We start from the raw sequence: 15,248 nt of genomic DNA, 5'->3' as shown, positions 1-15,248 counted from the left end.
TCAGAGAAGAAGGGGAGAAGACACTGATGGCAGCCCGCAAGTTCACCGACCTAGTAAGCCACATAGATAACGACCCCGAACGGAGCGCCCGCGTTGATGCCCTCGAACAGAAGGCGCGGGATGCGCTCGCGGCTCACAACCTCCGTGAGCTCCGCCGAGCCCGGGAGATGACCCAAGCCGAGCTCGCCCGCCGCCTCGATCGGGCACAACCGGCCGTCTCCGCTATGGAACGAACCGACGACCACCTGGTGTCCACAGTCCGGGCAGTAGTAGAAAGCCTGGGCGGGCACCTCGAACTGGCCGCTGTGTTCGACGACCAACGAATCCCCATCGTCGCACCAGCCCGCCCCCGACCCGAAAGCGAAGGCCAACGCAGCGCCCAGCCCGACGCCGTGGAAGGTGAGTCTGCCGCGCCCGGCCGCCGCCGGCGGGTGGTGACGAAGCACGCGGCGGCTAAGGGTTCACAGCGACAGCGAGAGGCTCCGGTGGGCTAGCCGGTCGATGAAATCGCTGCCTACGCCGCCAGCATGGTCACCAGCCAGTGTCAGATCGGCGGGATACTCCGGTCCCCGATGCTCAACTTCGAGCCGGTCCAGCAGCGCTGCCATGTCCTCGCCGGCGGCGAACGCGCCGGCTATCGCCCGTGTCGGCACGGGCACGTCCGGTACGGGCCGCTCTATCGGGTTCTCGTTGATGTCTTTGCGGATCGCTTCCATCTTGGCCGTCTTGCGGGCTAGCAGTTGGTGATGTGGCCATGCCTTGTTGACCGCCTTGGCTGTGGATTCGAGGTCGCGTTCCAGCTGGGGGATGCGCTGGCCTGCGGCGGCGCGGGTAGCAGGGATCTCCTTGAGCAGGTTCCGGACCCTCCGCTCCAGGTCAGGGACGGTGCCGTGCACGGGGCGTCCGCAGGCGGCGTTGTGGGCGTTGATGACCTGGCCGCCTTGGAGGCTGGTTGACAGCTTCGCCAGGGGCGGGCCGACCCCGAGCGTCGTCAGGCGCGCATGGGAGCGAACCCATATCGGAACGTCACCGACCTTGGCGATCGTTTCGGCCTGGTCGGTGTAGGCGTAGTTCGCTGTCCGCCAGCGCTGGTACGCGGCCCTGGCGAGGAGGGCGGTGGCGTCTTGGCGGTTGAGTGGGCGGTGCCCGTCTTGTTCGACGAACGGTGCGGTGGGGGACACCACCGAATACCCGCCCAGTTCGTTGTAGACGGACCGTGACGTGGCGAGGCGCTGTTCGGTGTAGCGGTGCAGGTCGGTGGCTTGGCGTACCGCCACCCGGGCGGCGTTCCGTTGGCGTTGGAGTGTCACTACCTCGGCGGCCACCTCCGACAGGGCCACAGCCCGGCTGTCGCCGGTGGCGTGGGCCATCATGTCGTCGTAGGTCAGGGTGTCCTCGTCGGTGTTGCACACGTCGATCACCCGTTCGCGGCCCTCGATGAACTGGCGGATGAACGCGTCCTTGTTCCGGAGGACGCACAGCTGCATCACGTCGCTGGTGCCTTCCCCGATGTGATACCAGACACCCACTTCGGGACACAGGTTCCCCGGCCGCAGGCCCCGCCCCTCCCGCTGTTCCATCAGGGCCGGCTTCCAATCGAGCGTGAGGTGATGAACGTCGGAGAGTCGGGTCTGGACGTTGACGCCGGTGCCCATCTTGGATGTGGACCCGACCAACACGGACACGTCCCCCTCCCGGCATCGGCGGAACAGGTCCTGTTTCTCAGCGGCCGACGGGTAGTCGTGGATGAACTCGATCCGGTCGGCGGGCACACCCCGATCGACGAGAGCGTCCGCCAGTGTGCCGTAGGTCCTCGGCCCGTCCGCGGTGGGTGTACCGATGTCGCAGAACACGAGCTGCAGCGTGCCCGGTGTGTCCGAGTCCGCGAACCGCCAGTCGGCTTTCTCCCGGTGGAGGGCTGCTATGTGGTCGGCGGCGGTGAGCAGCTTCGAGGGACGTTCAGGGTTGGGTGGGATCCCCACCGTGCTCAGGTCCACGGCGGCTTGGCGGGCGGAGGTGATGAGAGCGATCAGGATGTCCTTGTTGTCCTGGGGGCCCACAGCCCGCTCCGCCAGAGAGTCCATCCAGCCGTTGAGCAGCCTCGACGCCGGGGCGTAGACGTCCTGGCGGTCGCCACCGGCGAGCGGTGGGCGTACCAGGCCTAGGCTGTCCGCGGTGCGTATGTCGGCTCGGGTGTCGATCATCGCCCGCAGCTCCGGCACGTTGACATATGCCGACACCCGTGTTCGGGGGGCGAACCCGCCGCCGAGGGGTGACGGTTCGAGGTTCGTCGCCTTGGTGGTGCACCACGAAGACCAGGCGTCGTAGGTCAACACACCTGCCGATTCGAGCAGGTCCGGACCCAGGTATCGGAGCATCGCCCACAGCTCGGAGGGCCGGTTGGACACGGGAGTGCCCGTCGCCAAGGTAGCGACCCCCTTCCCCGGATGCCGCTTCCGTAGCACCTCGATCTTCATCAGCAGGTCCTCGGCCTTCTCAGCGCCCGTCAGGTTGGCGGAGCGGTCGGTCGATTGGATCGCCAAATTTTTGAACTCATGCGCCTCATCCACCAACACGTAATCGAACCCGTACTCCTCCCACCAGACGTCGTCGTCCTTGGTGGCGGTCAGCAGCTTCCCCAGCCTCTCCTCTGCCCGGGCGACCTGTTTCTCGATCTGTTTGATCGTGCGCTTCCGGCGGGCTTGGCCGCTCGTGTTGTGATCGCCGTGCAGAGCCTGCTCGTTGTTGGCTCGTTCGTAGTCCTCCCGCACTTCGGCGAGTCGCGACTGCAGATGAGCCACCTTCGTGTCGGGCCGCAGCGGCATCAGATTGAAGAACGAGTGAGGCACGATCACAGCGTCCCAGTCTCCCCACAGGCTCTGGGAGGCGAACTGGCGGCGCTGCTTGCGGCCGGGTGTGTCCCCCTTCGGTGGCATCAGCACCTTCGCGTCGGGGAACGCGCGCATGAACTCCACGCCGAACTGTGTGACCACCTGGTTCGGTACCACCAGAAGCGGCTTCTGGCGGATACCCAACTGGCGCATCCGCATCACCCCCGCCGCCATCGTGACGGTCTTGCCGGCGCCGACGCAATGGCCCAGCAAGAAGTCGTCGCCGAGGGCGATCCGCGCCGCGGCGGTCTTCTGGTGTTCGTACAGTCCCATCTCACGGAATTCGTCGCTCAGTCCGGGCGGTTCCTCCATCCACTCGGCGGGGTAGGTGGGCGGAACGAAACGGTTGTACTGCGTGTTCCACCGTCTCTCCATCTCCTCGCGGCGGGCGACCGACTCGTCGAACATCCACTCGTTGAGACGGTCATGCCACTTCTCTACCTTCTCGGCAGCGAGCGCGGTGGCCTCGGTGTCAACGATGCGGCGTTTGGGGTCGTCGGAGTAACGGGGGTCTGGGCGGGTGATCACCACCTGGCGGCCCGACCATGCCGCGTCGAGGATCCTCAGAGCGCTGGCGCTGGCGGTGCCCCACACCGACACGAAGTCCGCCGAGTAGGTGTCCGCCTGGCCGCTGATTCCCCAGCCGCCCGCAGACGAATAGGTCACCCGCAGCTCTCTGATGGGTCCGAGCGTGTCGGTGATCATCTCCTCAACCTCGTGTGGTTCCAACATGGTGGTACCGCAGCTGATCTCGATGTCCGCCGCCGCGACGAACGGTGGCAGGACCTTCTCGAGGGCGGCCACGTTCGGGGCGTACCGGTCGTCGTCGGCGGCGACCGCCGCGGCTTCGGCGTGTTTGGTCCGCACGTCGCCCGCCAAATACAGTGGGCCGGCTACCCATTCCTGCTCGCCGGGGGCTCCTATCGTGTCCGGGTTCCTGTAGGCGAGCCCTTCGGCCACCAGGTCGTCTTCTGTCCAGCCGAACGTTGTGACCGACCGCATGAACTCGATGTCCACCCGGCCCAGCCGACCGACTGACTGCATCACCGCTTCTGTGAGGGTGGACACCTCAGCGGGCGCTACCACCGGGGTGGTCATCGCCCGCCGGAACGCTGGTCCCTTCACCGGGGTCCCGTCCGGGCCGTCCTCCTCGAGTCCCATCAGGAACACACAGTCAGGATCGGCGATGAACCCGCCCAGGTACTGGCGGCGCATGTTCCCGTCGTCGTCGCGGCGGATCAGGGTGTGGCCAAGCACGGCCACGGCACGGTCGTAGGCGGCGCCCATCTCCGCCCGGAGGTCGTCGGTGTTCTCCGCGCCGCTCTGCTCTGCAGCCAACAACTCGCGGGCCACGTCTCTGAGGTCGCACATGGCAGCGAGCTTCGTGCTGGCCTCCGCCCTGCGGCGTTTCAGGTCGGCCCGTTTCACGCTCGATGGGACGCTCCGAAGCGCCGGGTCGGGTGGGTCGAGGCGGGGTTTGATCTCTCGGGGAAGGCCTTCGCTGATCTGGAGGAATCCCTTGGGGGTGACGAATATCGATCCCTCCCGAGCCCAGGCGGGAGCCACGAACGACGGGTAAGGGCTGACCGCGGTGCGGTCGGCCCGGCCGGCCGCGTCGGGCAGCGGGTACGGCAGCACAGCACGGGAGGCCAGGTTGTCGAGGGCTGTGGGGATCAGGTCTTCGAGCGGGTCTTCGGTGACCAGTGTTATGTCGTCTCGGCCCCACATGCCGCCGCTTTCGGGGGTGCCGATCACCAGGTCGGGGTTGGTGCTGTACCAGGCGTTCTGGCGGAACGGGGTACCGTCGGAGGTGGACCACTCAGTGGTGTCCCACCATTGTTCGTGGGCGGGTAGGTTCTGGGTCTTCAACGGTTCGGGGCGGCGTTGGAACACCACCACGTCGGTCACTACCGACGTTCCCGACTGCGCGGTGAACGTGTTGTTGGGGAGGCGCACCGCGCCCACGAAGCAGCCCCAGCGGGCGATCTGCTTCCGCTGCGCGGGGCTCACCGAGTCCAGCGTGTACCGGCTTGTGAGGGCCACCAGCAGACCTCCCGGCGCCAGAGCGGCCAGCGATTTGGCGAGGCAGTAGTTATGCAGCGACAAGGGCTGGTCCACCGTGCCGAGGCCGTCCTTGGTGCGCACGTCGGCGAAGGGCACGTTCCCGATCGCCGCCGAAAACCCCGACCCCTTGTAGGCTTGGAGTGGAGCGGTCACGACCGTGTGCTCGGGGTGGATCGCCCCACAGATCCGGGCTGTGGTCGGGTCCAGCTCGACACCTGTCATCCGAACCGCCAAGTCCTCGACGGGCGCGGCGGCGAAGAACACACCGGGTCCGCTGCCCGGCTCGATCACGTCGCCGCCCCCAAAGCCCAAGTCGGTGGCCAGCTTCCACAGCGCTTCGGCTACCAGCGGTGACGTGTAGTGGGCGTTGAGGGTGGACTGGCGGGCCGCGGCGACGGCGGTGTCGTCGTCGCCCAACGCTTCTTTGGCCTGCTCCAGGAACCGTTTGCCCAGCTGGTGTTCTCGGTCGAACACCTGCGGTACGGCTCCCCACCCGGACCAGCGGGCCAGCACTCGGCGCTGTTCGTTGGAGGCGGGCCGGCCGGACGACTCCACCTCGGCCAGTACCCGCAGGGCTTCCAGGTTGGCCTCGATCCGGCTGATCTGCCCGGATGGGGGACGGTAGTCGGCGGCTAGTAGGGGGGCGACGGGTAGTTCCGGAGCTGCTGGTACTCCGGGTCCGTCGGATGAACCTTCCGTGCCTTGCGCGCCGCCGCGTCCCACACCAGGTGACGGCTCAACGGTTCCATCCGGTCGAGGATCGACTGCATCACCGACGGTGCCACCAGATGGGTCCGGGCGTCGTCCTCCTGCGTCCACATGCCCAGCATCTCCGCCGCCAGCCTGCCCAGGGTCGTCACGCACCGCTCCTGCCGGCCCCCCAGCCACTTCCCGTCCGGTCCCCGCTCCAGCGGATGCCGGTACCGGATCACGTCCGACCACTCCCGATCCCACACCGGACGTTCCACCTCCGGCGGTGGCCGCTCGGCCCGGGCCTTCGCCTCCACCAGGTCGGACACCCGGAACTGGAACTCTCCCGGTGTCTCCCCCCGAAGTAACGGGGTCGCCTCCCGAACCCGCAGCTGCTCCGCCGTCAGCCGGTCGTCCATCGCCGTGAAGTGCGCCACCGGGTCCTCCATCGCCGCCAGCGTCTTCGGACACCACGCCGCCATCCACCCCCACGCTGCCATGCCCCACTCCCGCCGTACCAGCGCCTCGTGGCCGGACAGGTCCGGCTCCGGCCACCGATGGCGGGCTATCTCCGGGGCTGGTAGTGCTATCCGCAGGACCATCGTTGGTGTCCTCCCAATCGTCGAACAGCGAGAGTTGAGCGTCGGTTACAGCCATCGTATCCGCTCCTTCTCTTAGCCAGTCGGAGGGCCATGGGCTACTGCGGTGATCGTCCACCGGCCGGTGGCGTCCTGAGCGACCGCCAGATGCACCCGCCAGATGCGGGCGGTGGCGGTGCCGGGTGTGGCCGCTTCGTACTCGATAGTGACGACCGACACCGCAGGGTCGGTGCCAGGCACCGGAACGAACTCGGGGTCGGCGCCGGTGATCCGCCAGTCCGGGTAGTAGGTAGCGAGCGCCGGCGGGTGGTATTCGGTGGCGGTCCACCGTGAGGTGTCGCCGCCCGTAAGCCAGGCGTCGAGGAACCCGACCGCGGTCTGCCAGCGGCCGTCGGTCGCTGCCGCCGACGGTGGGTCGTCCAGCGGCCACCACGACGACGGGGCGAGCCCCTCCGTAGGCCGCGGCGGGTGGGGTACCACCCACCCGTTAGGGCCGTGATCCTCGACCAGGACCTGCACGGTTGATCCGTCCACGTCGGCGGTCACTCTTATGCTCCGCCCGCCGCGGCGCCACGCCACTTCCACCAGCTGCGGATCCGAGCCGGGCGCCCACTCCTGTAACGCCCGCTCGGCGGCCGCGACAGCGTTGGTCGGGCCGAGGAGCTGCTGGGGGTCTACCGTCACCGACCCCGAATACAGAGTCGAGGGAGTAGCGCACCGAGACCACAACAGCACGACCACGACCAGTGCGGCCGCTACGCCAACTCCCATCAGGGAGCGTTTCAGGGCGGTGTATTCAGAGTCCGAAGCTGCCATAGCCTCCCCTTCCTTGGCTGGGTTGCCGCTCGTCCGCTGCGACCGCCGCCTGCTCCCGGTCCCGAGCTGGGGTCTCAGCTGAGACGGAAGCTTGGCGGGCTTGTTCCATGTCTTCGGGGCTGAGCCCAACGATGCGCTCAATCAGCGACAACCGCACTTGGGTGGGGTCCTCCGCCGTCTGAGCGGCCACCAGCCAGTCCCGCACCGCAAGGCGGTCTTGGACAGTCGGGTCCGGGGGACGGCTCGTCGGGTCAGGCGGGGGAACGCTCAGCAACCCGCCGAAACGGACGGCAGCTTCCTCTGGGGTGACGGTGCCGCTCCTTGCGGTCCGGTCTACCAGCCACCCGGCCACTGCCCGGCGGGCGGCGAATGTCGGATCCGCCGCCGGCTGCGCCGGCAGCGCCCTGGCTGCGATCGCCACGGTCGGTGCGCGGCCCTCACCCACGGCGGCCCGCTCGGCGGTTGCTGTAGCTTTCTTCTGGATGCCCACGGTGATGGCATCCACCACGAAGCCGGCTGCTCTGCTGGCGTCCGCGGCGGCCGCTGTCAGGGCCGCTCCGCCCTCCTGGCTGCGGAGGTGACCCGCCCACGATTTCAGGTAGCGGGCGTGGTGGGTGACTGGGCTGTGCTCCAGTCCTAGCGCGGAGCAGATCACCACTGCGCCGAGCTCCGCTACCAACTCTTCACGGGGGCGTGCTTCTTCGCCGAGGCCTGTACGGGAGTGGCGGCCTGTGCGGCTGGGGTGGCCGGTCCAGTGGGCGTGCTCGTGGGCTACGGTGCTGGCCCACCCTCCCACGTCGTCGAATGCGTCCGGGGTTGGGGTGACGATCTTGTCCTGGCCTCGGGAGTAGTGGGGGATCACTCCGTCCTGGAACTCCCAGCGGCTGCCTGTCATCGCGAACATGTCGGTCACTTCCCGCGCCGACCACAGGCGAGGGGGCCTCTCGTACCCTTCGGCCACCGGAACGTCTCCGTCCACCTGGGTGGCGTTGAACACCGAGTAGGGGACGACCCAGCGGCGGACGGCCTCGCCGCAGAGTTCGCCCTCCCGGCAATGCTTGTTGTCGCAACATTTCGAGGTGGCCACGCGGATCACCCTCACCGACCGCTCGCCCTTCCGTACCTGGCAGTCCGCTTTCTGCCATTGGCGGTAGGTGGCCCAGCCGCCGTAGTCGATGGCCATAGCGTTGGCCGCCGCGGCCAAAAACAGCCAGTTGATGCCCGTGTAGGGCCGGTTCGTGATCGGATTGTGCGGGGCCGTCGGGCCCGCCGCGTGGTACGGCTTGGTCCACTCTTCGTCGTCCCGTTCGATGGCGTCCGCCAGGGTGGCCGCCATAGCGTTCGTCAGGTCACTTACCTTCGATCCCATCGGAGCTCCTTTCGGCGGTTGTCGGCGGCTGGTTGTCTGTCTCGTCGTATCCGATCGTGAACCCGTACGGATGCCTCCCGTAACGGCGGCCGTCCACCGAATCCCGGTAGACGTCCACGGGTCGGCCGTCCGCCAACACAACGTCGAGGTCGGCTGTGGGAACGTCCTCGATGTGCTCTGTCAGGTAGTAGTCGTCCGACAGCACGTCGGCCGGGCCGTCTCCGGTCTGAGGGGTTGGGCTGGGGGTCGGGTGGCCAGTCATGTCAGATCTCTCCTGGTGCGTCGTCGAATCCGTAGGTGTGCCCGAACGGGTGAACCGCGTACTTCTTGCCGTCTTCGCCGTAGTAGACCTCCAAGGCCTCGCCGTCCTCGCCGCCTACTCTGTCCTTGGCCGGTTCGGCTGCTTCGGCCAGTCCAGCGGAGTAGTCCGATTCCTGTGACCAGACCGGCGTCGGCAGCCACAGGCCTTCGGCGGTGGGCTGGCCGTTCAGGTCGGCAGCCGGTACCGGTTGCGCTGCTGCTACCACATGGTCGGTATTTCCGGCTGAAACGCCAGGAACGGCACGGGGCTCCGGCGGCGGAGCGGTTATATCCAGTTCTCCCGGGTCGGGAGTGGGGGCCGTTTCGGTGCCTGCGGTGTCGTCTGTGGGGGGCTCGTGGTGTGAGGCTGCCACGGCGGCGGCTTCGTTGCCCACCGTCACATACGCGGCCACCTCGTCCGCTATCGGATCGGGCGGCGGGGGGTCGAACATGGTGGCCGGGGGCCGCTCGTCGGGGGCGCTCCCACCGCCCGTGTACGGACGGTCGGCGGGTGGTGGCAGGTCGGCCGTGTCGTCGCCTCCGGATCCTGGGGTATCCTGAGCCGTGGGTACGGTGTCCGCCAGCCAGCGGTCGGGATCGGCCATCTTGATAGTGAACGCCGGGTGTTCGTCGGCGATGACGCGGGCATGGCCTTGGGGGATGGTGCGCCAAGAAGCGGCCTGGTCGGCGTCGCTGTCGTCGTCATCGTCAGTCCCGGCCAGCATCGCCCAGTCGCGCAGGGCGCTGGCGTCGGAACTTCCGGGGAGTTGCATCTTCACGGGGCAGTTGCCTGTCAGGGTGCGGGCGCCGGCGGGTCCCCAGCCCGCCTCGAGCTGGGAGCGTTCCTGGATGCCACAGATCACCTGCGCGCGGGTGCGGACCGTCGACAGCACCTGAGGCAGGTCAGACAGGCGCGCCATGTTGGCCAATTCATCCAACGCGAACAAAGGCGGCGGGGGCCGTTTGTCCGGGTCGGGCTGGTGGTTCTCCGTGAGGTGGAACAGCCAGCGTGACACCGCCGCGAACACCGGCTTGTGGGTCACGACGGACATATGGTCGGCGGCGATATACAAGGTGTGAGCGGCGCCCGAGGTGGTCAGGTCGGCGGGTACCAGCGGTGCCGGGTTCGGGCCCTCACCTTCCGCAGCGGTGAACTCGAGAGCACCGGTGACCTCTTTGGCGGTTATCTCGACCGAGCCTTGGAAGCGGTCGTCCTTGCCGGCGAGGGTGTTCAGCCGCCGCATCGAACGCTGACCCTCCGGTCCCAGGTTGGCGGCCTTCAGCATCGGGTCTTTCGACATTCCCTTTATGTCCATCATCCAGCTCAGCGCGATGGACAGTCCTACGCCGCCGTCTCGCTGGTCGCCGCCGGGGGGTCCTGTGTCGCCCATCTCCGCGGCGACCACCAACACCTCGCTCAGGTATTGCTGCGCGAGGGTGGCCCAGATCCCTTGCGCTCCGGCGTCGTGCGAAGACGACTGCGAAGTCAGGAACTGGGCTAACAGAGTCGCGGCTTCCCGCCGTTCACAAGCGGGCACTTCGGCCAGCATCCTCAACGGGTCCCACACCACCGGGACGATCCCGTGTCTGCGCATCCAGTCCCACATCCGCCCGGTCGGGTCATAGCCGTAGCAGGTGCCCTTCTCTGCCCGGTGTTCCAGCGTCCACTCCGCCAGGTCGGTCTTGACGGACGTGGCCACCACCGGCCCCGGCCAGTGACCCGCGTTTGGCGCGATGACATGGCGGGTCTTGCCGCTGCCGGTGGGGCCGAGTACCAACACCGGCCGCCCAACCGCCGACACCACATGGCTGCGCCGGTCCTGGCCCAACAGCACCCCCGGGCCCGGCACCTGAGGAGAGTACGGCGGCGGCAGCGGCCACGATTTGTGGCGGAACTGCTTAGGCAAGTCTCCCCCGAACCGGAGAAGGCCGGCAAGGGCAGCAGTCGGCCAGCCCGCTTCCCGCCACCGGTACAGCACCGACGCTCCGAACGTGAGCATTGCCGCATAAGCGAAGGCGAGTAGCCACAGCCACGCGGCAGCAGCTACCGCGTCAGATTGAGACACCAGCAGCCACGCCTCGTCGAGGCGGGCACCGTCGGAGGCCATCCTCCACCCGACATCCCACAGGGCAGGCACCGACGGCCAACCGCCCGGGCGGCCACCCACCACCCAGGTCCCGGTCGCCAGGGCCGCGCCCAAGACCAGCCACACGGTCGGTATACCCGCAGCAGCCACCGTCACCCAAAAGTTGGGAATGTTCTCCCCAAGAGATGCCGACGGCTTCATGGTCCTCTTGTCGGACCCCTCACTCATCGCACCCCTCCAGCGCCTCGGGTTCGGAAGCATCGCCATTTGCTTTGGCCGCCTCGCCGGTAGCTTCCTCCTCGGCCAGCAGCTCGGTTTCTAGGGCGGCGGGAGTGAGCGGGTCGCCCCGCTGCCAGGAGCGAAACAGCACCTGAGGGCAGAGACGCCGCCCCTCGGGGCCGCTAACCGCGACCGTGACGAACCCGCCCGGAGCCACACCGATCCCTTCTCCTGCGGCTACATCGTGTGGGGCGCAGTCGGGTTCGGCGGGCTGCGGGCGTCCGACCCAGAAGTCGACGTGGAGGTGCTCGTCGTGGCGAACGACAGACACCGCGGTGCCCGGCCGGTAGTCGAGGTTGAATACGAGTTTGCGTATCTGGTAGCGGCCCCGCTGTGGCGCCTGGTCCTGGATCAGGGTGGAGCCGTCCTCCAGGACAGACGTACGCGGGTTGTGCATCGTCCGGGCCAGCGCCGCAGTGAGCCGGCTCAGAGCGTCGTGGGAGACGGCGGAATCCATGTCCTGCTGCTCTCGGTCCAGGTCGCCGTCCACGTCCACGGCGATGTCTACAGCGTTGTTCCAACTGTGCGGTGACCAGGTGTCGGAGTCGTGCACCGTCCGGCACGAGAACGTTCCCAGGTTGATGAGCACCGCGGGTGGCGGCAGCCGGGCGGCCCGTTCCAGTTCGGGCCAGTCTCGGAGCAGCCTCTGCAACGGCCCCGACGGTAGGGGAGCTGTCCCGCCCGGGTGCGCGTACACGCCGCACAATTCCCACAAGGCTCCGTCCGGGTCGTGGATGTGGGCACAACCGCCGGCGTGATACTCGGCGGTACCCACGGTCGGGGCGTACACGGCCGTTCCCGCGGCGGCGGGGATGCGCAGCAGGTGCCCTTCCGTCGGTTCCGTCCACGCCGGCGCCGAGGGGGGCAGCGTGAACGTCCACCAGGCCGGTGGCGTGTAGCGGTACGGCTGAGGTGGGGGAGTGGCGGGGAACAGCCACGACAGCCCTGCGGTCCAGGGCATGACACGGGTGTGGCGGCTGGGGTCGCCCGCCGCGGTGAAACCCCAGTTCGGAACTGCGGCGGGAGCTCCGAATCCGGCTTCCAGCAGCCCTGCCCAGGCGGCCACGTCATCGGGGACGAAGCCGAGCTTTACCCCACAGACCCCGCCTTCGCAGGTGACTGCCGTACCCGCCCCCGCCCAGCGGTCGAGCAAAGCGGCCAGCACCGGTCCGCCACCGCTCCCGGACCTAGGTGTGTACGCGAGCGGCGCCCCCCATGGCACAGAACCCGTCGCAGCTGCAGCTTGGAAGGTGATGTCCTCCCAGGCGGCCAGTACCCGCTCGGCCCATGCGCGGTCGCCCCGCCACTCCAGCAACGCTCCGACCGGGTCGTCGGCTGCGCCGCGGACGCAAAGCGAGGCCGCTGCGGTGACGGCGGCGTCCCAAACGTTGTGGGGGTCCACGATCTGGTCGAAGTTCCCGTCCACGCCCTCTGCGGCGATCTCGGCCGGCCACAGCGCTAGCGGGCCTACCCGGGCGTCGGCGGCTGCGGAGCCGTCGAACCGGCCCCCGTCGGTGTCTGAGCGTTCGTGGGGGCCGACTAGTGGGGCGAGTGTGTCCCCGAACGCGTTGATAGCGACGTCGGCGGCGTGAGCGGACGAGACCTGACCCACGGCGGCGACCAGACGCCAATCGATTCGGTCTCCCTCCGGCTGGGTGTCCACTTCCGGGGGCCACAGCATGGCTGTGCCGCCCCGGTGGCAGACGACGCTGTCGGCGAGTTGGTACGCGGCCCATATTTGGTCGCCGGCGCCGAACGGCGAACCCGGAGCTGTGCCGAATCCGCTGCCCACTGCTATGGCACCGGCGGCGAACAGCACCGCCGCGGCAGCGGCCACCCGGGGGGCCCGCCGGGCCGCAGCGACACCGATACGGGCCAGCGCTTTCGGGTCGCCGGCCGCGGCACGGACGACACGGACGCCACGGCGGGTAGCGGCCAGCGCTTTCCGGAAGGTTGGCTTAACCACTGCCCGATCCGGGGCCAGGCCCGTAGGCAGCTGTGGCCGGGCGGCCGCCTCTCCCGGCGAGCCACTGGGCCATGCCCACCGCGGCGGCCTGAGATGCAGTGCCCGCCAGTCCTTTCGCTTGCTTCCCTTCGACCGCGGCTCTGCCTCCCTTGGTGCTGGCGGCCGCGTTGGCGAGGGTTCGCAGCCCTGGTCTCTGGCTGGCGGCGGCAGCAGCGGCGGCAGCTGTCAATCCGGTCACCTTCTGAGCTGCGCCTTGGAGGCGCTTCGTGCCGATCTTGGCGGCGGTAGCGACACCACGAGGGGAGAGATGCGCAGCAGCGAAGCCTCCCGCCAGCCCCCCGGCGGCCGCCCCTAGCCCGGCTCCGCTGCCGCCGACTCCTTGCCGGGAGAACGCTGCGGACACCTTCCCGCCCAGCTGTGCGGAAACCCGCGCAGCCGCCTTCGGGAAGACTTTGCGGAGCCGCCAGCCCGCCCACGCGACCAGCAGGAAAGCCAGCGACCGCTCGAGGAGGGCCATGCCCTGGGTGCGGCCTACGACGGCAGCGAGGACGACCATCACCAGCGACAGGAACAGCATCCCGGCCCCGAAACCGACCAACCCACGCAACAGGAGCGCAAACCACGCCCCGGCGACCCGCCGCCCGCCCGGCCAGAGCACCCCGGCTACAGCGAGCGGCAACGAAGCGAACGCTGCGCCCAATAGCACCTCGGACACCAACGCGAGCCCGGCCGCTACGAATACCAGCCCCGCCACAGCCACTTGTCCGAGGCCAACCATCACAGCGCCGAACAGCCGCTCCGAGGTGGCCTTCGAGGCGAAGTCTGCCATGGCCGCGCCCTGTGCGCCGCAGTCGCGGAGCACGTCCAGGTTTGTGCCGGCCTGCGAGCGGATACCGTCGATGAGGAGCTTCTGGGCGGCTTCGATGTGGCAGCGGTCGTCTAGCGCGTGGCCGAAGTTGAGGTGTTCCCAGGGCGTGTGAACCACGCTGTCCAACACCACCTGCATAGCCGCAGCGGCGTCGAGGCCTCCGCCGCCGGCGTCGGCGATCACACCGAACGTCAACCCGTCGGCGATTAACTGCCTCGTCTCGAGAGCTCCGGCGTAGTAACCCGAGAAAGCTGCGGGGGTCAACAGGAACCAGCCCAACGAGAACGCCAGCAGGGCGAAGACGACCGAGCTGGCGGCGTCGGCCACCCGGCCGCGTAGAAGTTTCCATCCTGCCGCAGTCGCGAGGAGGAGCAGCCCGACCTCGTAAAGGCGCAACCCCTGCACCACCTGTGTCTGGAGGAGGCGCGCCAACTCGCCGGGGATCCCGGCCAGGATGGCGGTGACGCTGCCGGACGTGGCCCAATCGAACGCCCACATCGCCACCCGCAGAGCGACCAAACCAGCCTGCCACACCAGAGTGAGGACCAACCCGAGGAACGGGCTGGTCAGAGTTTGCAACCCCAGCTTCCCCTCCGCCTTGTGGAACATGTGGTACGTCGTCACCGGGAACGAAGCCGAGGTGCGCGGAGCGGACGCCGAGTTGAACCAGCCCCTCGGCGCTTCGAGGGTGGTCAGCTTCGCGTACGTGCTCCGGACGCAGTTGGCGCGCATGTTCACGGTCGCCGGCAGGCTTTGGGCGTCACGGAGGTAGCCGGGCGCCACCGTAGTCACTTCCGAAAGCGGGGCGTCCTCGGGTAGTAGCTCGCAGCCCGCCAGTTCCTCCATCAGGATCTCCCGTGGCGTACCTGCCGAGGAGTTGCACCAGGCAGTGTCCAGATAACCGCACTCGGAGGGGATGTCGGTGAGCCCTGCCAGCTGTTGGGGGCAGACCACCCGACCGCCCATACCCGGCCCGTTCGACACCCACTCGCATGACAGCTCAGCCGCCGCCGGCGAAGGCGAGCCCGCACCGATGGCGCAGTCCTCGTCGTTGCCGGACACGGCGGTAGAGAAGCAGTCCAACAGCCGTCCGTTCTCCCCCGGTGCCCTAACGGACGAAGGGAGAGAGGCCGGGTCGCACTCCTCGCCTACCGTCACCCCGGCCATCGCAGCCGCCCAACACCTGTAGTCACGCTGAGTCATCGGGGCGGACGGTGCCGGGTCGTCATCTGTGGTCGTAGCAGCGGCAGCAGATGCGGCCGGTGCGTCCGGTGCTACTCCCGAGGGCTGGGCAGATGCCGGCGCGGCGCCAGCAAGGA

9 protein-coding genes are annotated in these 15,248 nt (G+C 68.4%); 1 reads left to right on the top strand and 8 read right to left on the bottom strand.

Annotated features, from left to right (window positions below):
- Positions 1–26 precede the first annotated feature (26 nt).
- Positions 27–494, top strand: coding sequence for an XRE family transcriptional regulator (locus tag OXM57_14580; GenBank protein ID MDE0353904.1), 468 nt, complete (start codon positions 27–29; stop codon positions 492–494).
- On the opposite strand, the gene OXM57_14575 is transcribed toward OXM57_14580, so the two are convergent.
- The 8 genes from OXM57_14575 to OXM57_14540 form a co-directional block, all read right to left on the bottom strand.
- Positions 462–5,678 (bottom strand): DEAD/DEAH box helicase family protein, encoded by a 5,217-nt coding sequence (locus OXM57_14575; GenBank protein ID MDE0353903.1) that lies wholly within the window; start codon positions 5,676–5,678, stop codon positions 462–464. The two genes, OXM57_14580 and OXM57_14575, sit on opposite strands and share 33 nt — an antisense overlap.
- The gene (locus OXM57_14570; protein MDE0353902.1) at positions 5,588–6,247 is read right to left on the bottom strand and encodes a hypothetical protein; all 660 of its coding nucleotides are present in this window, start codon (positions 6,245–6,247) and stop codon (positions 5,588–5,590) included. The genes OXM57_14575 and OXM57_14570 overlap by 91 nt, the downstream gene beginning before the upstream one ends.
- A 72-nt stretch (positions 6,248–6,319) precedes the next feature.
- Positions 6,320–7,060, bottom strand: coding sequence for a hypothetical protein (locus OXM57_14565; protein MDE0353901.1), 741 nt, complete (start codon positions 7,058–7,060; stop codon positions 6,320–6,322).
- Entirely contained in the window at positions 7,041–8,429 is a 1,389-nt protein-coding gene (locus OXM57_14560; GenBank protein ID MDE0353900.1) for a zincin-like metallopeptidase domain-containing protein, read from the bottom strand. The genes OXM57_14565 and OXM57_14560 overlap by 20 nt, the downstream gene beginning before the upstream one ends.
- Complete coding sequence (locus OXM57_14555) at positions 8,410–8,691, bottom strand: hypothetical protein (protein MDE0353899.1); 282 nt, start codon at positions 8,689–8,691, stop codon at positions 8,410–8,412. The genes OXM57_14560 and OXM57_14555 overlap by 20 nt, the downstream gene beginning before the upstream one ends.
- A 1-nt stretch (position 8,692) precedes the next feature.
- A complete protein-coding gene (locus OXM57_14550) occupies positions 8,693–11,044 on the bottom strand; it encodes a type IV secretory system conjugative DNA transfer family protein (protein ID MDE0353898.1) in 2,352 nt (783 codons plus the stop codon).
- Positions 11,037–13,061, bottom strand: a complete 2,025-nt coding sequence (locus tag OXM57_14545; protein MDE0353897.1) for a hypothetical protein — start codon at positions 13,059–13,061, stop codon at positions 11,037–11,039. The genes OXM57_14550 and OXM57_14545 overlap by 8 nt, the downstream gene beginning before the upstream one ends.
- A complete protein-coding gene (locus OXM57_14540; protein ID MDE0353896.1) occupies positions 13,054–15,096 on the bottom strand; it encodes a hypothetical protein in 2,043 nt (680 codons plus the stop codon). Before OXM57_14540 ends, OXM57_14545 begins: the two co-directional genes overlap by 8 nt.
- Positions 15,097–15,248: the final 152 nt, after the last annotated feature.

This window comes from bacterium, from assembly GCA_028820935.1.
Classification (GTDB): Bacteria; Actinomycetota; Acidimicrobiia; order Spongiisociales; family Spongiisociaceae; genus Spongiisocius.
The sequence above is the reverse complement of the archived record's forward strand: the minus strand, read 5'-3'. Positions and strand labels throughout refer to the sequence as shown.